This window comes from Geodermatophilus sp. SYSU D00705 (assembly GCF_054050135.1).
Genome location: NZ_JBJGYT010000009.1, coordinates 51,999 through 71,239 on the forward strand (window position 1 = coordinate 51,999; position 19,241 = coordinate 71,239).

The 19,241-nt window shown below is 75.1% G+C and carries 20 protein-coding genes and 1 tRNA gene; 10 read left to right on the plus strand and 11 right to left on the minus strand.

Going from position 1 to position 19,241, the window contains the following annotated elements:
• Positions 1 to 23 precede the first annotated feature (23 nt).
• Entirely contained in the window at positions 24 to 1,199 is a 1,176-nt protein-coding gene (locus ACI78Q_RS09485; RefSeq protein ID WP_456923086.1) for an Ig-like domain-containing protein, read from the minus strand.
• Between the two features lie 176 nt (positions 1,200 to 1,375).
• Here ACI78Q_RS09485 and ACI78Q_RS09490 point away from each other — a divergent pair.
• Positions 1,376 to 1,451, plus strand: a tRNA-Lys gene (locus ACI78Q_RS09490).
• 56 nt (positions 1,452 to 1,507) lie between these two features.
• Here the strand turns inward: ACI78Q_RS09490 and ACI78Q_RS09495 are convergent.
• The 4 genes from ACI78Q_RS09495 to ACI78Q_RS09510 all read right to left on the minus strand — a co-directional run bounded on the left by ACI78Q_RS09495 (position 1,508) and on the right by ACI78Q_RS09510 (position 5,457).
• Entirely contained in the window at positions 1,508 to 3,355 is a 1,848-nt protein-coding gene (locus ACI78Q_RS09495) for a potassium channel family protein (protein WP_456923087.1), read from the minus strand.
• A 12-nt stretch (positions 3,356 to 3,367) separates the two neighbouring features.
• The gene (locus tag ACI78Q_RS09500; RefSeq protein ID WP_456923088.1) at positions 3,368 to 3,754 is read right to left on the minus strand and encodes a DUF6394 family protein; all 387 of its coding nucleotides are present in this window, start codon (positions 3,752 to 3,754) and stop codon (positions 3,368 to 3,370) included.
• A gap of 57 nt (positions 3,755 to 3,811) precedes the next feature.
• On the minus strand, positions 3,812 to 4,438 hold the full coding sequence (locus tag ACI78Q_RS09505; protein ID WP_456923089.1) for a TetR/AcrR family transcriptional regulator: 627 nt from the start codon (positions 4,436 to 4,438) through the stop codon (positions 3,812 to 3,814).
• A 410-nt stretch (positions 4,439 to 4,848) separates the two neighbouring features.
• Positions 4,849 to 5,457, minus strand: coding sequence for a hypothetical protein (locus ACI78Q_RS09510; RefSeq protein WP_456923091.1), 609 nt, complete (start codon positions 5,455 to 5,457; stop codon positions 4,849 to 4,851).
• Positions 5,458 to 5,602: 145 nt separating this feature from the next.
• Between ACI78Q_RS09510 and ACI78Q_RS09515 the strand changes: the two genes are divergently transcribed.
• The 5 genes from ACI78Q_RS09515 to ACI78Q_RS09535 all read left to right on the plus strand — a co-directional run bounded on the left by ACI78Q_RS09515 (position 5,603) and on the right by ACI78Q_RS09535 (position 9,504).
• A complete protein-coding gene (locus ACI78Q_RS09515) occupies positions 5,603 to 5,959 on the plus strand; it encodes a hypothetical protein (protein WP_456923092.1) in 357 nt (118 codons plus the stop codon).
• A 51-nt stretch (positions 5,960 to 6,010) separates the two neighbouring features.
• Positions 6,011 to 7,075: an NAD(P)-binding domain-containing protein gene (locus ACI78Q_RS09520; protein WP_456923093.1), complete on the plus strand. Its 1,065-nt coding sequence runs from the start codon at positions 6,011 to 6,013 to the stop codon at positions 7,073 to 7,075.
• 264 nt (positions 7,076 to 7,339) lie between these two features.
• The gene (locus tag ACI78Q_RS09525) at positions 7,340 to 8,257 is read left to right on the plus strand and encodes an ABC transporter ATP-binding protein (protein WP_456923094.1); all 918 of its coding nucleotides are present in this window, start codon (positions 7,340 to 7,342) and stop codon (positions 8,255 to 8,257) included.
• Positions 8,254 to 9,066 carry an ABC transporter permease subunit gene (locus ACI78Q_RS09530; protein ID WP_456923095.1) on the plus strand — a complete coding sequence of 271 codons (813 nt, stop codon included), beginning with the start codon at positions 8,254 to 8,256 and terminating at the stop codon, positions 9,064 to 9,066. The genes ACI78Q_RS09525 and ACI78Q_RS09530 overlap by 4 nt, the downstream gene beginning before the upstream one ends.
• A gap of 96 nt (positions 9,067 to 9,162) precedes the next feature.
• The gene (locus ACI78Q_RS09535) at positions 9,163 to 9,504 is read left to right on the plus strand and encodes a hypothetical protein (RefSeq protein WP_456923097.1); all 342 of its coding nucleotides are present in this window, start codon (positions 9,163 to 9,165) and stop codon (positions 9,502 to 9,504) included.
• 3 nt (positions 9,505 to 9,507) lie between these two features.
• Here the strand turns inward: ACI78Q_RS09535 and ACI78Q_RS09540 are convergent, their stop codons facing one another.
• Together ACI78Q_RS09540 and ACI78Q_RS09545 are read right to left on the minus strand one after the other, a co-directional pair.
• Positions 9,508 to 9,948 (minus strand): nuclear transport factor 2 family protein, encoded by a 441-nt coding sequence (locus ACI78Q_RS09540; protein ID WP_456923098.1) that lies wholly within the window; start codon positions 9,946 to 9,948, stop codon positions 9,508 to 9,510.
• A gap of 51 nt (positions 9,949 to 9,999) precedes the next feature.
• Entirely contained in the window at positions 10,000 to 11,148 is a 1,149-nt protein-coding gene (locus tag ACI78Q_RS09545) for an MFS transporter (protein WP_456923099.1), read from the minus strand.
• Positions 11,149 to 11,235: 87 nt separating this feature from the next.
• Here ACI78Q_RS09545 and ACI78Q_RS09550 point away from each other — a divergent pair, with 87 nt between their 5' ends.
• Both ACI78Q_RS09550 and ACI78Q_RS09555 read left to right on the plus strand, forming a co-directional pair.
• Entirely contained in the window at positions 11,236 to 11,775 is a 540-nt protein-coding gene (locus ACI78Q_RS09550; RefSeq protein ID WP_456923100.1) for a DUF488 domain-containing protein, read from the plus strand.
• A complete protein-coding gene (locus ACI78Q_RS09555) occupies positions 11,772 to 12,416 on the plus strand; it encodes a nitroreductase family protein (RefSeq protein ID WP_456923101.1) in 645 nt (214 codons plus the stop codon). The genes ACI78Q_RS09550 and ACI78Q_RS09555 overlap by 4 nt, the downstream gene beginning before the upstream one ends.
• A gap of 44 nt (positions 12,417 to 12,460) precedes the next feature.
• Here ACI78Q_RS09555 and pruA read toward each other — a convergent pair whose 3' ends face one another.
• Both pruA and ACI78Q_RS09565 read right to left on the minus strand, forming a co-directional pair.
• Positions 12,461 to 14,086 carry an L-glutamate gamma-semialdehyde dehydrogenase gene (pruA, locus tag ACI78Q_RS09560; RefSeq protein WP_456923102.1) on the minus strand — a complete coding sequence of 542 codons (1,626 nt, stop codon included), beginning with the start codon at positions 14,084 to 14,086 and terminating at the stop codon, positions 12,461 to 12,463.
• Positions 14,087 to 14,138: 52 nt separating this feature from the next.
• Positions 14,139 to 15,074 (minus strand): proline dehydrogenase family protein, encoded by a 936-nt coding sequence (locus ACI78Q_RS09565; RefSeq protein WP_456923103.1) that lies wholly within the window; start codon positions 15,072 to 15,074, stop codon positions 14,139 to 14,141.
• Positions 15,075 to 15,231: 157 nt separating this feature from the next.
• On the opposite strand from ACI78Q_RS09565, the gene ACI78Q_RS09570 reads away from it, so the two are divergent.
• Entirely contained in the window at positions 15,232 to 15,837 is a 606-nt protein-coding gene (locus tag ACI78Q_RS09570) for a biliverdin-producing heme oxygenase (protein WP_456923105.1), read from the plus strand.
• Positions 15,834 to 18,143: a SpoIIE family protein phosphatase gene (locus ACI78Q_RS09575; protein WP_456923106.1), complete on the plus strand. Its 2,310-nt coding sequence runs from the start codon at positions 15,834 to 15,836 to the stop codon at positions 18,141 to 18,143. Before ACI78Q_RS09570 ends, ACI78Q_RS09575 begins: the two co-directional genes overlap by 4 nt.
• Here ACI78Q_RS09575 and ACI78Q_RS09580 read toward each other — a convergent pair.
• Together ACI78Q_RS09580 and ACI78Q_RS09585 are read right to left on the minus strand one after the other, a co-directional pair.
• On the minus strand, positions 18,140 to 18,424 hold the full coding sequence (locus tag ACI78Q_RS09580) for a hypothetical protein (RefSeq protein ID WP_456923107.1): 285 nt from the start codon (positions 18,422 to 18,424) through the stop codon (positions 18,140 to 18,142). The genes ACI78Q_RS09575 and ACI78Q_RS09580 overlap by 4 nt on opposite strands.
• Before the next feature lie 29 nt (positions 18,425 to 18,453).
• Entirely contained in the window at positions 18,454 to 19,233 is a 780-nt protein-coding gene (locus ACI78Q_RS09585) for an SDR family NAD(P)-dependent oxidoreductase (protein ID WP_456923108.1), read from the minus strand.
• Positions 19,234 to 19,241: the final 8 nt, after the last annotated feature.

Sequence of the window (19,241 nt, forward strand, 5' to 3'; positions counted from 1 at the left end):
ACGCCTGGCCGACGGCCGTCAGCTCACTTCAGCGCGCTGCCGGCCTGCCACTCCTCCCACGGGATCGTCCAGTCGTAGATGTCCGAGCGCAGCGTCCCGGCGCTGGAGCCGCGGATCTCCACGACGTCCCCCGGCTGGGAGAAGTCGAAGAACCACGCCGCGCGCTCGGTGCTGAGGTTGATGCAGCCGTGTGAGACGTTCGCCCGGCCCTGCTGGCCCACCGACCAGGGCGCGGCGTGCACGAACTCGCCGCTGTCGGAGATGCGGACGGCGTACTCGACCGGCGTCCGGTAGCCGTCGGGGCTGTCGACCGGCACGCCGTAGGTGCTGGAGTCCATGATCCGGTCGCGGTTCATCTCGGTGACGACGTGCGGGCCGTTGTAGCTGGGGTTGTCGGGACTGCCCGCGCTCATCGGCCAGGTCTGCACCAGCTGGTCGCCGTCGTAGACCTCCATGGTGTGCGTGGAGGCGTCGGCGATCGAGACGTGCTTCTCGCCGATGGAGAAGGAGACCGTGCGGTCCTTCTCCCCCCACACGCCGTCGCCGAAGGAGATGCCGTAGAGGTCGGCCTCCAGCGTGACGTCGGTGTTCGCCGGCCAGTACTGGGACGGCCGGAAGTGCACCTCGGTGTCGCTGAACCAGTTCCAGGAGCCGTCGGTGGGCGTGGTGCTGGTGACCCGCAGGTGGCTCTCGACGGCGGCCTTGTCGACCACCGGGTCGTCGAACCACACCCGGATCGGCATGCCGACCCCGACGGTCTGGCCGTCGAGCGGGCCGATGGACGGCGTCGAGACCGTCGCCGGGGTGACGGTGGTGAAGGTCGAGGCGGCCTCGACCGGCTTCTCGTCCGCTCCCTCCGCGGTGGCGGTGAGGGTGTAGCTGGTGCCGTAGGCCAGCGGGGCGTCCGGCGTCCAGAGGTCGGTGGCCGGGTTCTCCGGCGAGTCGGTGACCGCACCGGTGATCGTGGCACCGGCGCCGTCGACGACCGTGACGTCGGTCAGCTCGCCGTCTGTGACGGAGATCTCCACCGGGACGAGGGGCGAGACGTCGACCGAACCGTCGGCGGGGGCCACCTGCACGGAGGCCGGGGGCGCCTCGGAGGTCGGCGCCGCGGCCGCCCCGGCGTCGCCCCCGTCGTCCTGGCAGCCGGCCAGGAGGACCAGCGCCCCCGCCGTGACCAGTGCAGCCGTCCGTCTCATCCGCGTTCCTCCTGCGTGCTGGGTGGCCGTCCCCGCGCCGGCCACCGGCGCCAGCACTCCAGTGTCCACGGAAGATCCGGAACGCGGTCGGACGCCGCGCCTGCGGACCACCCCGTCGGGACCCCGGACGGCGCGTGTATCGTTCTCCCTCGTTGCGCGGTGCAGCCGCGGGACACGCGCCATTAGCTCAATTGGCAGAGCAGCTGACTCTTAATCAGCGGGTTCGGGGTTCGAGTCCCTGATGGCGCACCACACGACGCGGCCCCCTCCTCCGGGAGGGGGCCGCGTCGTCGTTCGGGGCCGGTCGGCTACGCCCCCGTCCGGGTCGGTGGCCGGCCCGCAGGGGCCCTGGGTGCCTCGGCCGGGGTGCGGCTGATCTTGCGCCACACCCAGCCGGAGGGCACCCGGCGTCCGGTGATCACGTACTCCAGCACGGAGTCGACCAGCAGGATCCTGCCCAGCGCCCGGCGCGCGGCGCCCCAGCCGGCCAGCAGCAGCTCGTCGCCGGCGCGCAGCACCAGGTCGTCGTCCGGCGCGAGCAGCGCCTCCTCGCCGCGGAGGACGAGGAGCACCATCGCGTGCAGCGGCTCGTCCCGGTTCTCCGGGTTGCGCAGCAGGTCGCCCAGCCGGACCTCCCCCGCCGAGAGCCACCGCCGCAGCGCCGGCGCCTCCTGCGAGGTCAGCCGCACCTTCCACAGCGCCTGCAGCTCCGAGCCGCAGAGGTCGGTGAGCCGGTCCACCTGCTCGGCGGCCCAGGCGTCACCCCGGGCGGGCATCTCCCGGATGAACCGCCACAGCAGCGGGGTGGACAGCTGCGCGTAGACCTCGTGCGCGATCACCTCGGTGGGCACCAGCCGCGCGTCCAGCTCCATGGCCGCGAACAGCGGCGCGCTCTCGGGCCGGTTCTGGCGGGCCGCGACGAACAGCCCCCGGTTGACGCGCCGGGCCGCCGCCACCAGTGAGAGGTTGGCGGTGTCGTTGTCCGTGCCGGCGACGAACCCGACCGCCCGCGCCAGGTCGGCCTGCTCGAGCACCTCCGGCTCGGAACCCTCGCCCACGATGATGTCGGCGTCCTCCGGACCGGTCGGGTTGGGCTCGATGACGGTGACCTCGATCCCCTCCGCCCGCAGGTCGGCGGTGAGCTCCCGGCCGAGCCGGCCGTACCCGCACACCACCCAGCGCCCGGACCGCGGCGGCGTCCCGCGTTCGGGCAGCGGCGCCCCGGGCCCGCTCTCCAGCCAGGTGAGCAGCTGGTAGGACGCCGGCGCGCTGAGCGCCAGGCGCAGGTGGTCGCCGAACCGGTCGAAGGGGTCGACCACGCTGGGGGTGCCGAACGCCCGCATGCGGTCGGCCATCGCCTCCGAGGTGGCGCGGGCGATGACCGGCAGGTCCGGCCGCAGCAGGGCGGCGGCCATGACCACGGTGAGGTTGGTCTCCTCGTCGTCGGTGAGCGCGACCACCGCCGCGCAGCACGCGTGGTCCAGGCCGGCGACGCCCAGGTGCCCGGGGTCGCGGGCGTCGGCGGCCAGCGCCGGGACGTCGGCGTGCAGCGGGGCGAGCTCCAGGTCGTCGATCCGCTCGGAGGAGACGTCCAGGACGACGAACCGGAGGCCGAGCGCGTCGATCGAGCGCCCGAGCAGCTCACCGGCGCGCCCGTACCCGGCGATCAACAGGAACGGCTCACGCAGCCGGGCCACCTTGCGGGTGAAGTGCTGCAGGGCCAGCGCCGAGCGGAACGCGCGGTCCTGCACGAGCGCCAGCAACGAGCCGATGGCGTAGGCCCAGCCGATCACCGCGAGGTAGATCGAGATGGTCACCCACATGCGCTGGTTGTAGGTGAACGGGTGCGGGATCTCGCCGAACCCGATCGTCGTGGCCGTGTAGCTCATGACGTAGAAGGCGTCGAAGAAGCCCATCCGGTACGGCTCGCCGTCGGCGTCCTGCCCCGGGATGAGGGTCAGCCCGAGCACGCTGACGGCGAAGATGCCGATGAGCACGATGAGCGGCACGCGCATGCGCCGCATGACCAGGAAGATCGTCTCCGAGGCCTCGACCGCCGAGGTGGCGGCGACCCGGAGGCTGCTGCGGCGCACGCGCCGGTCCTGGTCCTCCCGGCCGAAGATGGTGCGCCAGAAGGCGAGCAGGGGGTTGCCCACGACGACCTCCCGTCACCCGCGGTGGAAGGACACCGTCTCCACGACGAGCAGGACGACGGAGACGACGTTGGCCAGCAGGGCGCCACCGGACAGCGAGACCACGCTGGCCGTCCAGGACGGGGTCATGCCGGCTGACGAGACGTACTCGGCATAGCCGAACATCAGCGTGGCGCCGATCAGTTGCAGGTCGGCGACCAGGCTGGTGGCCAGGTGCACCGCCCCGATCTGGGTGCGGTCGCCGAACTTCAGCACGGTGGCGATGAGGTTGACGACCACCGCGGCGAACAGCTCGTAGGGGTTGTGCAGCGCGGGGTCGTCGATGTCGCCGATGAAGAAGCCGAAGTTGAGGGTGGCCGCGAGCACGACGAAGAAGCCGAAGACGACCTTCTCCAGGTTCACCCGGCCTCCCGTCTCGTGGCCCTGCCCGCTGCCCCGAACCGGCGGTCCCGAAACGCGCTACCGCCGACGCAGCAGCGGCATCATCGCCTCGTCGACCAGCTCCGTCACGACCCCGGCGTCCAGCGGCCGCCCGGTGACCAGCCACCGCACGAGGAGGACGGCGGGTCCCACCTCCGCCGCGCAGGACGCCGCGGCCGCCGCGGTGATCTCGCCGCGGCACACCGCCCGCTCGAGGACACCGGCCAGCGCCTGCGACCAGGCTGCCAGCGGACCCCTCCGGGAGGCCTCCGCCAGCACCGGGTCGCCGACGACCGCGCCGAACAGGCTGCGGGTCGCCCGGCCGGTCGGCCCGTCCATCAGGTCGAGGGTGGTGGTGAGCAGCGTCACGAGGTCGTCGCGCAGGTTGCCCGTGTCGGGCAGCGGCAGCGCGTCCTCCACGGCGACGTCGAGGACGCCGAGGAGCAGGTCGGCCTTGCTCGACCACCGCCGGTAGATGGTGGCCTTGCCCACGCCTGCCGCCATCGCGACGGCGTCCATGGTCAGCCCGGCGTAGCCCTCGCGGGCCAGCACGTCGAGAACGGCGGCGGCGATCGCCTGGTCCCGCGCGGGGTCCAGCCGACGCCGGCTGGTGCGGGTCCGCGCCGGTGCGCCCTCCGAACGGCGAAATCCCTCACCCACAGTCACCGACTGAACGTATCCCGTATCCCTCGGTAGCGCAGAGTGGTGGAACGACACAGCCTGCAACACGCGCTCCGGTGGAACCCCCCGGAACCCGGGAGACGCGGCGGGGCCGGCCGCGGTGTCCCGCGACCGGCCCCGTGCGTTCCCCCTCGACCGGTTCCGCCGTTCCCCCGCGGCGTCCCCGGCCACTCCGGCGGCGGCGTTCCCCCACGCCGTCGCCGGTCGTCCTCCCGGTGCTCCCGTCCCCCGGCGGGAGCCCCGGTCCTGCTGCCGGCGGCGGCGTTCCCCCGCGCCGTCGCCGGTCGTCCTCCCGGTGCTCCCGTTCCCCCCGGGAGCACCGGTCGTGCCGGCCGGCGGCTCCGTCCCCCCGTGCGATGGAGACGCCGGCTGTCATCAGGCCCCGCAGGGCCGGCTCATCGCGCGGTGCCGCCGCGCTGTGTGGTGCTGAAGGTGAAGTCCAGGTCGCTGGTCGCGCCGGCCACCATGTCGGCGGTGGTCGTCGCCGGCAGCGTCGCGGTCAGCAGCAGGTGGTCCACCCCGCCCGGCGCCAGGCTGGCCGCCCCGGCGAAGGACGCGTCGGCCACGATCGGGCCCGAGTAGAACCGCGTCGTCTCGCCGTCGCAGCTCCACCTGCCGTCGTCGTGCGTCCACGACTGCGAGCAGGAGTCCACCGCCAGCTGCAGGCCGTTGACCTCGTCGCTGTCCAGCGCGCTGGAGCTCGTGGTGACCGAGGCCATCCGCATCTCGTCGAGGGCGACCGAGCCGGCGTTGACCAGGTCGATCGCCGAGCTCTCGGAGTCACCGGCCAGGAAGCTGCCGTGGTCGAACAGCGACAGCGTCGCGGCGTCCGCGGCCTTGGTCAGCTCGATGGAGAGCACCCCGGTGTCCAGCTGGGTGACCACGGGCGTGGTGCTGTCGGTGAAGGTGCCGAAGGTGCCCAGGCCCGCGACCGCTGCGGCGGCGCCGACCACGGCGATCGACGCGGCGATCCGGCCCTTGGTACGGGAGGTTGCGGCGGTCACGGGGTGTTCCTCTCGGTGCGGGTCGCCGCCGGTGTTCCGGCGACAGGAGGAACTCTGGCGGCCCGACCGCAGGCCTCCCGCCGGGGAACCGCAAGGGTTCCGCAAGATGCCGAAACGGCGTTGCCCGCCTCCCTACCGTCGGGACGTGACCCCGATCGAGGAGCTGGAGCCGGTCCACCGCCGTGAGGACGGCGAGCTCGTGGGCCACCTGACCACCGCGCGCCGCGAGGACGGCGACGCGTGCGTGGCCCACTCCCTCTTCGGCGCTCCGCTGCAGGAGTTCGCGGACCGCGAGCAGGCCGCCGAGTTCCTGCGCCGCCGCGGTCTGCCGCTGCTGGCCGAGCGCTGGTGGTACCGCCCGGCCGACGGGTCCCCGGAGCGCCCGGTCACCCTGGTCGAGGCGCGGCTGGGCGAGGTCACGGTGCGCTTCGGGTACGACCGGGAGTCCGTCACGCTCTCCGGCGCGGAGCTGGCCCGGCTCACCGTCACCCGGCCGGGCTGACCGTGGAAGCAGCCGGGCCCGCCCCCGGTTGTCCCGTACGTGGACAGGGACGTGGAGGTCGTGGTCATCGGCGCCGGGCAGGCCGGGCTGAGCACCGCGTACCACCTGGCGCGGGTCGGCTTCGCGCCCGGCACGGGCTTCGTCGTCCTGGACGCCGACGCCCGTGCCGGTGGCGCGTGGCAGCACCGGTGGCCCTCGCTCACCCTGGCCCGCACCCACCACGTGCACGACCTGCCCGGCCTCGCCTTTCCCGCCGCGGCCGACGACGTCCCGGCCGCCGAGGCGGTGCCTGCCTACTTCGCCGACTACGAGCGGCGGTTCGGGCTGCCGGTCCAGCGGCCGGTCCGGGTGCGCGCCGTCCGGCGTCTCGGCGACGACCGGTTCCTGGTCCGGACGCCGCAGGGCGACTGGACCGCCCGGGCCGTGGTCAACGCCACGGGCACCTGGACCCGCCCCTTCGTGCCGCGCTACCCCGGGCAGGAGCTGTTCCGCGGCCGCCAGTTGCACCCGGTCGACTACCGCGGCGCCGACGAGTTCGCCGGGCAGTCGGTCGTCGTGGTGGGCGGCGGGGCGTCGGCGGTGCAGCTGCTGGGCGAGATCGCCGAGGTCGCCGACACCACCTGGGTGACGCGGCGCCCGCCGGTCTGGCGCGAGGAGGCGTTCGGTCCCGAGGCCGGGCGCGCGGCGGTCGCGCTGGTGGCCGACGCCGTCCGCGAGGGGCGATCCCCCGGCAGCGTCGTCGGCGTCACCGGGCTCGTGGTCACCCCGTGGGTGCGGGCGGCCCGGGAGCGCGGCGTCCTGGACCGGCTGCCGGTGTTCGACCGGCTGACCGAGGACGGCGTCGCCTGGGACGACGGCCGGTCGGTCCGTGCCGGCGCGATCCTCTGGGCCACGGGCTTCCGTCCGGCGCTCGGCCACCTGGCACCCCTGCGCCTGCGCGGACCCGGCGGCGGTATCCGGATGGACGGCACGCACGTCGCCGGGGAGCCGCGGGTGCACCTGGTCGGCTACGGCCCCTCGGCCAGCACCATCGGCGCCAACCGGGCCGGCCGGGAGGCCGCGGTGACCCTGCGGCGGCTGCTGCACCCGGCCGTGGACCTGCCCCGCACCGCCTGATCCGGGCCGCCGAGATCGCCGATCTCGCGCACTCCCGGCGGTCCACCCCACCCAGATCGCCGATCTCGCGCACTCCCGGCGGTCCAACCCACCCAGATCGCCGATTTCGCGCACTCCCGGCGGTCCAATCGGGCGAGATCGCCGATCTCGCCGCTGGCGACGGGTCCGGGACCGTTCAGGGTCGGTCCAGGGCGTTCCCGGATGTCCCCCGGCGCCCGTAGCCGACAGCCTCGACGGCATGACCTCTCCCGCCCCGGTGATCGCATGATCACCGCGCACCGGCTCACCAAGACCTACGGCACCCGGACCGCCGTCGACGGCGTCAGCTTCACCGTCGAGCCCGGCAGGGTGACCGGCTTCCTCGGCCCCAACGGCGCCGGCAAGTCGACGACGATGCGGATGGTCCTGGGCCTGGACCGGCCCACCTCCGGCAACGTCACCGTCAACGGCCGCCGCTACGCCACCGCCCCCGCCCCGCTGCGCGAGGTGGGCGCGCTGCTCGAGGCGCGGTCCCTGCACCCCGGCCGCTCGGCCCGCGACCACCTGCGCTGGCTGGCCGCGAGCAACGGCATCCCGCGCGCCCGCGTCGACGAGGTGCTCGACCTCGTGGGGCTGACCGCGGTCGCCGAGCAGCGGGTGGGCCGGTTCTCCCTCGGCATGGGTCAGCGCCTGGGCATCGCCGCGGCGCTGCTGGGTGACCCGCCGGTCGTCGTCCTCGACGAGCCGGTCAACGGGCTGGACCCGGAGGGCATCCGGTGGGTGCGCACCCTGGCCCGCGACCTGGCCGCGGAGGACCGCACCGTGTTCGTCTCCAGCCACCTCATGGCGGAGATGGCCCAGACCGCCGACCACCTGCTGGTGATCGGCCGCGGCCGGGTGCTGGCCGACTGCTCGACGGCCGACTTCATCGCCGAGCACGCCGCCTCCTACGTGCGGGTGCGCAGCCCCCAGCACGACGAGGCCGCCACCGTGCTGCGGCGGCACGGCCTCGACGTCGCCGCGCACGGGAACGAGCTGCGCGTGCAGGGGCTCGACGCCCCGGGGGTCGGCGAGCTCGTCGGCCGCGCCGGGCTGCTGCTGCACGAGCTCACCCTCGTGCGCTCCTCGCTGGAGGACGCCTTCATGACCCTGACCGCCGACAGCGTCGAGTACGCCGCGACCCCCGCCGGAGCACAGCGATGACCGCCGTGGGCACCCACGCCTGGACCCGCACCGAGACCCCCGCCCCCGGGTTCGACGCGGCCGTCCGCGCCGAGTGGATCAAGTTCTGGACGGTGCGGTCGACCACCTGGTCGGTCGTGGCGATGTTCGTCCTCGGCGCCGGGCTGACCACGCTGGTCTGCGCGCTGGCCGCCGAGGACCTCGCCGCGGGGGACACCGGTGAGCCGGCCGGCGCCTTCGTCACCTGGGGGATGATGTTCGCCCAGGTCACCGCCATCCTGCTGGGCACGCTGGCGGTCACCGGCGAGTACGGCACCGGCATGATCCGGGCCACCCTCGCCGCGAACCCGCGCCGCGGCACGGTGCTCGCCGCCAAGGCCGTCGTCCTCACCGGCACTCTGTCCGTCGCCGGCACGCTGACCGCCCTGGCCGGCTACCTCGCGGGCAACTGGTTCCTCGATCGGGAGGGCATCGGCCTCGCGCTGACCGACGACGGGGTGCTGCGCGCCCTGGTCGGCAGCGGCCTCTACATGGCCGGCCTCGGGCTGCTCGCCGCCGCGGTCGGTCTGCTGGTCCGGCACACCGCCGCGGCGCTGTCGATCGTGCTGGGGCTGGTGTTCGTGGTCGGCAACATGGTGATGCTGCTGCCCGACGCCTGGGGCGAGTGGGCCACCAAGCTCATGCCCGGCAACGCCGGTGGCCGGATCGCCACCCCGGAGTCGTTCAACCCGATGCTGCTCGACCCGTGGGCCGGCTTCGCGGTCTTCGCCGCCGAGGTCGCCGTCCTCCTCGCGCTCGCGGCGACGACGTTCTCGCGCCGCGACGCGTAGTCCCCCGTTGCCGGCGTTCCTCGTGCACCGCGGGTCCTGGAGGCACCGCAGGGCGCGGGGAACGCCGGCAGTGCGGGTGCAGGACAATGGCTCCCCGTGACTGACGCACACGGCACCGGCCGGCGCACCGCCGACGAACTGCTCCGCCTGCTCACCGAGGACGACGCAGCCGCGGCCGAGGAGCTGCTGGCCGGCGTCCCGACCATCCGTGAGCTGGTCTTCGTCGGCGCCGGCCTCACGTCGGTCGCCCGCGCCGAGGGCCGTCGCCTGCCCCCGGCGCAGCGGGCCCAGGCCAGCACCCGGCAGCTGCGGCTCGGCCAGCTCCGCGACGCCCACCGCGACGACCCGGAGGGGCTGCGCCGCTGGCTGCTGCGGGCCGCCGAGGAGGTCGTGCTCATCCGGTCACAGCAGGCGGTCGCCGACGGCCTCGCCGGCTGACGCTCAGCCGAGCGGCTCCACCCACGCGGCCCGCCAGGCCGGGGCCTCGACCGGCTGGGCGTAGTAGCGGGTGTCGCGCAGGATCCGGCCGTCGTCGTCGAGCTCCAGTGTCAGGACGACGTGCCAGACGTCGCCGGCCCCGTAGTCGTTGACGCCCTCGACGACCCACACCCGGCCGGCTCCGACGACCCGCCGCAACCGGATGCGCGGCGGGGCCGGGAACGCCTCCTGCATGGCCCGCATGGCGTCGCGGCCGCGGATGCGCTCGCCGGACTGCGGCATCTCCATGACGTAGTCCGGGTGCCGCACCCGGTACTCGTCCTCGGCCGACAGCGCGCCGCCCGACGAGAGGCCGAGCAGCCGTTCCAGCCCGGCCCGCATCGCCTGCGCGTCGTCGCCGGCCACCGCGCGGCGGAACAGCTCGAGCACCTCGGCCTCGCCCATGCCGGTCTCCTACACCCGTCCCCGGCCGGCCGACAGGGTCGCCGGCCCCGGTCAGCGCTGGGTGGCGACCAGCGCGACCGGCAGCGTGGCGACCAGCGCCACCGAGACGACGACGTAGGTCCACGGCAGCCCGAGCCCGGTCGCGACCACCCCGAGCGCCAGCGCTCCGGCGGCGGTGCCGACGTCGAACGAGGCGTTCCACATGGCGCTGGCCGCTGTCGCCCCGCCCTCCCCGGCCCGGGCGAACGCGGTCACCAGGGTGAGGTTCTGCACCGCCCCGAACCCGGCGCCGAACACCCCCGCCCCGACGAGGACCACCGCGTCGCCGGCGACCAGCCCCAGCGCCACGACGGCCAGCCCGGCGGCGCAGAGGAGCAGTCCCAGCGGCATCAGCAACCGGGGGCCCAGCCGGTCGGCCAGCAACCCCGCCCGCCAGCGGGTGATCGCGCCGGTAATGCCGAGGACGAGCAGCGCCGCCGTCGCCACCGCCCCCTCGGGACGCTCGATCGGCAGGAACGTCACCAGCCCGCCGCCGGCGAGGGTGACCACGAGCAGGACTCCCGACGGGGCGAGCGCGGCCAGCGCCGCCGCGCGGGAGGGCCGCCCGGCCGTCGCCTCCAGGCGCACCGACCGGGCCAGCAGCGGCACCAGCGGCAGCGCCAGCACCGGGGAGGCCGCCAGCCACGCCAGCCAGGCGACGTGCCCGTCGAGGACCAGCGCCACCCCGGCGGGGACGGCGACCAGGTTGGGCACCGCGATGGCCAGGCCGTACAGCCCGATGGACTCCCCGCGCCGCTCCACCGGGGCCACCTGGGCGGCGAGCGTCGCCCCCAGCACCGTCAGGACGCCGAAGCCGGCGCCGCGCACCACCGAGATCGCCGACAGCCAGGCCAGCCCGTCGTCCAGCACGTACAGCGGGGACGGCGCACCGAGGGCCACCAGGCCGGCGGCGAGGACCGGGCCGATGCCGAACCGCTCGGTCAGCGCCGGCACGACCGACTGCACGGCGATCGTGACGACCAGGAAGACCGCGGTGACCACGCCAGCAGTCCCGGCGCCGGCACCCCCGGTGACCGCGTACGCCGGAAGTGACGCCAGCGTCAGGCAGTAGCTGGCGAACCCCAGCGCCGTCGCACCGATCAGCGCCCGCATCGCGGGCAGCCGCCACAGCGACGTCCGCACCTCCGCCGTCCCCGCCACGCCGCTCCCCTCGCTCCGGGCCCCGTCGCCCGGCCGACCAGCATGACCGGCGCGGGAGGGCGGCCGCCCGCCGGGTAGGGAGCGCCCGTGCTGCTGACCGTGGGCCACGGCCGGGACGACCGCACCCGCCTGGGCGCGCGGCTGGCCGGGGCGGGCGTGGACCTCGTCGTCGACGTCCGCCGGTTCCCGGGCAGCCGCACCCACCCCGACGTGCGGCGCGAGGCGCTGGAGGAGTGGCTGCCCGCGGCCGGGATCGGCTACCGGTGGGAGGAGCGCCTCGGCGGCCGGCGCCGGCTGCCGCCCGGCGAGCCGGTCGCCGACGACTGGTGGACCGTCGCGCAGTTCGCCGCCTACGCCGCGCACACCCGGACGGCGGGGTTCGGCGCCGCCCTGGACGCGGTGCTGGCCGAGGCCCGCGCGGCCACCGTCGCGGTGATGTGCAGCGAGAGCGTGTGGTGGCGCTGCCACCGGCGGCTGGTCGCCGACGTCGCCGTCCTGGCCCGCGGCGTGCCCGTCGACCACCTGATGCCCGACGGCCGGCTGACCCCGCACGCCCCGTCGGCGGGTGCCGTGACCGGTCCCGACGGCCTGGTGCACTGGCCGGCGTCGGGCAGGGTGACCCCATGACGCTGCCGCTGACACCCGACCAGCTGCTCACCACCACCCGCGCCGTGCGCAAGCGGCTGGATCTCACCCGGCCGGTGCCGCTGGAACTGGTCCGCGAGTGCCTGGAGATCGCGTTGCAGGCGCCGTCGGGGTCCAACGTGCAGTCGTGGCAGTGGGTGGTGGTCACCGACGCCGGGCAGCGCAAGGCGATCGGCGAGATCTACCGCGAGCAGGTGGAGCGCTACGCGGAGTCCGGCATCTTCGCGGGCAAGCTGTTCGCCGACCGGCCGGAGCGGTCGCAGGTGCAGCAGCGGGTGGGCGACAGCGCCGTCCACCTGGGCGAGGTCATGGGCCGGGTGCCGGTGCTGCTCGTCCCGTGCATCGCCACCGGGGGGCCGCTGCCCGCGGGCAACCAGGCCGGGCTGTGGGGCTCGCTGCTGCCCGCGGTGTGGAGCTACATGCTGGCCGCCCGCGCCCGCGGGCTGGGCACGGCGTGGACCTCGCTGCACCTGGCGCGGGAGGCCGAGGTCGCCGAGATCCTGGGCCTCCCGGAGGGCGTCCACCAGGCGGCCCTGGTGCCGACGGCCTTCTACACCGGCGAGACCTTCAAGCCCGCCGCGCGCGAGCCGCTGGACAGCGTGCTGCACCTCGACCGCTGGTGAGCGGAGGCTCACGGCGCAGGTTCCCTGCGCCGTGAGCCTCCGCATCACGACATGTGCGGGTAGCGGTGGTCGGTCGGCGGGACGAACGTCTCCTTGATCGAGCGGGTGCTCGTCCAGCGCAGCAGGTTCTGTGCGGCGCCGGCCTTGTCGTTGGTGCCCGAGGCCCGCCCGCCACCGAAGGGCTGCTGGCCGACGACGGCGCCGGTCGGCTTGTCGTTGACGTAGAAGTTGCCCGCGGCGAACCGCAGGAAGCGCTGCGCGTGCGCGATGGCCGCGCGGTCGGAGGCGATGACCGCGCCGGTGAGCGCGTACGGCGCCACCGACTCCATCTGCGTGAGCACCGCGTCGTAGTCGGCGTCGTCGTAGACGTGCACGGCGAGCACCGGCCCGAAGTACTCGGTGGTGAACACCTCGTGTCCGGGGTCGGTGCCCTCGATGATCGTCGGCCGCACGAAGAAGCCCTCGCTGTCGTCGGCCTTGCCACCCGCGACGACGGTAAGCGCGTCGTCGTCGGTCGCCCGGTCCAGGACGCCTGCGAGCTTGGAGAACGACCGCCGGTCGATGACCGCGCCCAGGAAGTTGGACAGGTCGGTGACGTCGCCCATCGGCAGCGCCTCGGTCTCCCCCACCAGGTCGTCGCGCAGCAGCGCCCAGACGCTGCGCGGCACGTAGGCCCGCGACGCCGCCGAGCACTTCTGCCCCTGGTACTCGAAGGCGCCGCGGATCAGCGCGGTGCGCAGCACGTCGACGTCGGCCGAGGCGTGCGCGACGACGAAGTCCTTGCCGCCGGTCTCACCGACGATGCGCGGGTAGCCGCGGTAGCGGTCGATGTTCTGCCCGACGGTCCGCCACAGGTGCTGGAACGTGGCCGTCGAGCCGGTGAAGTGGATGCCGGCCAGGTCGCGGTCGGCCAGCAGCACCTCGGACACCTCGACGCCGTTGCCGGTGACCATCGTGATCACCCCCGGCGGCAGTCCGGCCTCCTCGAGCAGCTGCATGAGGAAGTGCGCGGCGAACTGCTGGGTGGGCGCGGGCTTCCAGACCACGGTGTTGCCCATGAGCGCCGGGGCGGTGGGCAGGTTGCCGGCGATCGCGGTGAAGTTGAACGGGGTGATCGCGTAGACGAAGCCCTCCAGCGGGCGGTGGTCGACCCGGTTCCACACGCCCGGGCTGGAGACCGGCTGCTCGGCCAGGACCTCCCGCGCGAAGTGCACGTTCCACCGCCAGAAGTCGACCAGCTCGCAGGCGCTGTCGATCTCGGCCTGGTAGGCGGTCTTGCTCTGGCCGAGCATGGTCGCCGCGTTGAGGGTCTGCCGCCATGGCCCGGCGAGCAGCTCGGCGGCCCGGAGGAAGACCGCGGCGCGGTCGTCGAAGGAGAGGTCCCGCCACCCGGGCGCGGCCTCCTTCGCGCAGCGCACCGCCTCCTGCGCGTCGGCGTGCGTGGCGTGCGCGCCGGTCCCGAGGACGGCGGCGTGCCGGTGCGGCTGGACGACGTCGAAGCGCTCACCGCCGCCGAGGCGGTGCGTGCCGCCCAGCGCCATCGTCAGCTCGACCGGCTCGGCGGCCAGCTCGGTGAGCCGCTGCTGCAGGGCCGCCCGCTCGGGCGAGCCGGGGGCGTAGGTGAGCACCGGCTCGTTGCGCGGCGCGGGCACACGGGTGACGGCGTCCATCGGGTCCTCCTGAGGGGACGGCGGCCAAAGTGGCCACTTCGGCTGGGAAGGGTCAGGACGTGGTGGCGAGGGAGCGGAGGAAGAAGCGGAGGTTGGCCGGCCGCTCGGCCAGGCGGCGCATGAAGTAGCCGTACCAGTCGGCGCCATAGGGCACGTAGGCCCGCACGCACACCCCGGCCGCGGCCAGCCGGCGCTGCTCGGCGGTGCGGATGCCGTGGAGCATCTGCACCTCCCACGTCTCCGGCGTCCGGCCGGTCTGCGCCGCCAGCCGCTGGGCGATCGCGATCAGCCGCGGGTCGTGGGTGCCGACCATCGGGTAGCCGGGCCCGCGCACCAGGACGCCGAGGCAGCGGGCGTAGGCGGCGTCGACCTCGGCCCGGCTCTGGAAGGCGACCGACGGTGGTTCGTCGTAGGCGCCCTTGACCAGCCGCACCCGAGAGCCGGGCACGGCCAGCGCCTGCGCGTCGTCGAGCGTGCGGTGCAGCGCGGCCTGCAGGACCGCGCCGGTGCCCGGGTGGTCGCGGCGCAGCTCGGCGAGCACGGTCAGGGTGGAGTCGACGGTGGCCGACTCCTCCATGTCGAGGGTGACCGTGGTGCCGATCGCGCCGGCGGCCTCGGCCACCGGGCGGACCAGCTCCAGCGCCAGGTCGGTGCCGCCGCCCGGCAGCGCCTGCCCGAACGCCGACAGCTTCACCGACACCTCCGCCCGCCGGCCCAGGCCCAGCGGGGCCAGCCCGTCGAGCAGGGCGAGGTAGGCGTCGCGGGAGCGCACCGCCTCGGCGCGGTCGGTCACGCCCTCGCCGAGGTGGTCGAGGGTGACCGCGAGGCCCTCGCCGGTCAGCCGGCGGACGACGGCCAGCGCGTCGTCCAGCGTCTCGCCGGCGACGAACCGGTCGACCACCCGCCGGGTCGCGGCGGTGCCGGTGACCAGCCGGCGCAGTTCGGGCCGCCGCGAGGCGCCGAGCAGGAGTGCCTTCTGCGAGAGCACGGACCACCTCCGGCACCGGCGACGTCGACACACCCGACGCTAGGCAGCTCCCGCCCTTCCCACCAGCGACAGCGGTACGGCCGGCCTCGTCGTCGCGCGCCCCCGAGGGCGTGCGTGGCCTACCCTCGGGTGGCCAGCCGGTGTGGGAGGAGAGGCGTTGCCTCGAGATGCGGGGCGCGCCGACGTCCTCACGACGTTGCGGTCGGCGACGTCCGCCGAGCACGAGCAGGTGGAGGCCACCCTCGCGCTGATGGACCCGGAGCTGCGCCGCGACCGCCTGGTCGCCGTGCTGGCCCGGCTGCACGCGTTCTGGTCGGCGGCGGAGGCGGGGCTGGACGCGTGGGCCCGCCGCGAGCCGGCCGACGCCGCGACCGTCGACTGGTCCCGCCGCCGCCGCGCGCACCTGTTCGCCGACGACCTGGCGGCACTCGGCGCGGCGCCGGAGCCGGGCCCCGACCCCGAGCTGGAGGAGGTCGGGGACACCGACCAGGCGCTGGGCCGGCTCTACGTGCTCGAGGGCTCCACGCTCGGCGGCACCTTCATCTCCCGGCACCTGGCCACGCTGCCCACCCTCGGCCCCGACGCGCGGGTGGGCGCCTTCTCCCCCTACGGCACCGAGACCGGCGCCATGTGGCACGCCTACCGGCGGGTGACCCGCGAGCGGGTGGCCGCCGGGGGCGACGCCGACCGGCTCGTGGGGGCAGCGGTCACCACCTTCGGCGCGCTGGCCGGCTGGGTGGCCCCGCTCGGGACGCCGTCGTGACCGACGGGCCCGGCCTGGAGCTGCTCCCGCCGGGCACGCCGGTGGACCTCTCCAACTGCGAGCGCGAGCCCATCCACGTGCCGGGCAGCATCCAGCCGCGCGGCGTGCTGCTGGCCGTGACCGAGCCCGACCTCGTCGTGGTGCAGGTGTCGGAGAACCTGGCGGACCTGGTCGGCGTCGAGCCGGACGACGCCCTCGGCCGGCGGCTGCCCGACGTCCTCGGCGTCGTCGCCGCCGAGGCCGTCGCCCGCTCGGCCAGCGCCTTCGGCGACCTGCGCGAGCGCAACCCGGTCGAGGTGACCCTGGACGTCGACGGCGGCCCGGTGCCCGTCGACGCGCTGCTGCACCGGGCCGTGGCCGGCACCGGGGTGGAGGGGACGCCCCCGGCGCCCACCCTCGTCGTGGAGCTCGAGCCGGCCCACGGGCCGCGGCCGTTCTCCTTCCCGAACACCTACCAGGCGGTACGCGGGACGGTCGGCGAGCTCAACCGGGCCTCGTCGCTGCAGGAGCTCTACGACATCACCGCGCGGGCGGTCCGGCAGCTCACCGGCTTCGACCGGGTGATGGTCTACCGCTACGACGCCGACCACAACGGCGAGGTCGTCGCCGAGGCAGCGGCGCCGGGGCTCAACTCCTTCCTCGGCCTGCACTACCCGGCCTCCGACATCCCGGCCCAGGCCCGCGCCCTGTACGAGAAGAACTGGATCCGGCTGATCTCCGACGTCGACTACGTGCCGGCCCGGCTGCGGCCGGTGGCGCTCCCGTCGACCGGGCAGCCGCTCGACCTGACCTACTCGGCGCTGCGCAGCGTCTCCCCGATCCACGTCGAGTACCTGCAGAACATGGGCGTGCGGGCGTCGATGTCCATCTCGCTGCTGCGCGACGACCGGTTGTGGGGCCTCATCGCCTGCCACCACTACACCGGCCCGCACGCCCCGCCCCACGCCACCCGGGCAGCTGCGGAGTTCCTCGGCTCGACGCTGTCGCTGCGGCTGGTCGACCGGGCCGAGGAGGACGAGGTGCACCGCGCGCTGCGGGTGCGCTCCACCCTCGCCTGGCTGACCGCGGCGGCCCTCGACGAGGACCGCCCGCTGGCCGAGACCCTGCTGGGCTCCCCCAGCCTGCTCGACCTGCTGCCGGCCGACGGCGTCGTGGTGTGCCTGCAGCGGCACAGCGGCACCCGCGGCGCACCCCTGCCGGAGGGCGTGGCGGAGGCGATCGCCGCCTGGGCCGCCGCGCAGGGCGAGGACGTCGTGGCCACCGCCTCCCTGCCGCTGGACGCACCGGGCGTCCCGGCCGGCCCGGCCTGCGGGGTGCTGGTGCTCCCGCTCCCGGAGGGCCAGTACGTGCTGTGGCACCGCGCCGAGGCGGTGCGCACCGTCGACTGGGGCGGGGACCCGCACAACAAGGCGATCGCCGCCCGCGAGGGCGACGAGGTCCGGCTCAGCCCCCGCAAGAGCTTCGACCGGTGGCGGGAGACGGTGCGCGACCGCTCCGAGCCGTGGACGGCGCACGAGCTCGCCGAGGTGACCGAGCTGCGCACCCACCTGCTCGAGGCGCTCTACGCCCGCTCGCGCAGCATCGTGCGCGCCGCGGAGACGCTGCAGCGCAGCCTGCTCACCGAGCCGCCGCGGCGGGTCGACCGGGAGATCGCGGTGCGCTACGTGCCGGCCGCCCGCGAGGCGCAGGTCGGCGGCGACTGGTACGACGTGTTCGACCAGCCCGACGGCTCGACGGTGCTGGTCATCGGCGACGTGGTCGGCCACGACACCGCCGCGGCCGCCGACATGGGGCAGCTGCGCGGGGTCCTGCGGGGCATCGCCTTCGACAACGCCGAGGGGCCGGCCGCCGTCCTCCGCCGGCTGGACGGCGCGATCGACGGGCTGGGGCTGCGCGCCCTGGCGACGGTGCTCGTCGGCCGGCTGGTGCCCGACCCGGCGACCGGCGGCGCGCGGCTGCGCTGGGCCAGCGCCGGGCACCTGCCGCCGCTCGTGGCCGGCCCCGACGGCACGGTCCGGACGCTGTCGGCCCCGTGGGCGGGGCTGCTGCTGGGTGTGGACACCGGCGCCGTCCGCAGCGAGCAGGAGGAGGTGCTCGACGCCGGCTCGACGCTGCTGCTCTACACCGACGGGCTGGTCGAGCGCCGCGACCAGGTCTTCGACGAGGGCGTGGAGCGGCTGGGCGCCGAGCTCGCGCGGGTGCGGGAGCGGCCGGTCGAGGAGGTCTGCGACGAGGTCCTCGACCGGCTGCTCGCCGACGGCGCGGAGGACGACGTCGCGCTGGTCGCCGTCCGGCTGCGCTCCTAGCCCTGGTCCTCCGGCGGGGCGGCGAACCGGGCGCTGAGCCCGTCGCCCTGGTCGCCGCCCTCGGCCGGCAGCGGTGCCTCGTCCTCGGCCGCCCGCACCTCGGCGGTCGTGTCCTCGGGGGCGGCGCTCCCGGTGCGGGCGTCGCGCTCGAGGGCGGCCAGGAGCCGCTCCTCGTCCGGGGCCAGGTCACCGGGGCCGAGGTGACCACCGGGCTCCCCGGCGTCCGAGCCGGAGGCCATCGCGGTGTCGGGGGTCGGGTCCTCGGGGTCGGTCGCGCTCATGCCGCGCCTCCTCTTGCCGGTCACGGGGATCAACGGGGGAAGTTGGGCTCGAGTCGCGGCACGATCTGCATCTCCGGCACGAACGCCGCCGGGTGCAGCGTGACGAGGTAGCGCACCATCTCGGCCACGGCCGACGGCGGCATCATCAGGTGGGACGGGATGCCCCACTGCTCCATCATCGGGGTGTCCATGGCGGCCGGGATGACCGCCTGCACCCGGCACGGGAACGGCCGCTCGGTGCCGTCCTCGGCCGTGACCGCCTTCTCGCGCAGCTCGCGCTGGATGCACTTCGTCGCGTTGAGGAAGCCGGCCTTGGAGCCGTTGTAGGCGATCGCGCCGCTGCCGGAGGTGATCGCCGACAGCGACACGATGTGGACGACGTCCGCGGTGCGGCCCTCCGGCAGGTGCTGCACCCGCTTCATGAACTCGCTGGTCAGGAACACCGGGCCCTCGCAGTTGACCGCCTGCACCCGCTGGTAGTCGGCGAGGTCGATGTCGGTGACGTACCCGGGCCGGTCGATGCCCGCGACGTTGACCAGGACGTCGAAGGCGTCGCCGTGGGCGTCGAACAGTCGGGCGACGACCTCGCGGCGGCTGGCGTCGTCGGTGACGTCGAGCGGGACCACCTCGGCCGAGCCGCCCACCTCGGCGACGATCTTGGCGGTCGCCTCGCTGCCGGCCGCGTCGATGTCGGCGATGGCGACGTGCGCACCGGCCTCGGCCAGGGCGACGCAGGTGGCCCTCCCCAGCCCGCTCGCACCCCCGGTGACCAGTGCGACCCGCCCCGCCAACGTCCCGCTGTCGACCATCCGCTCCT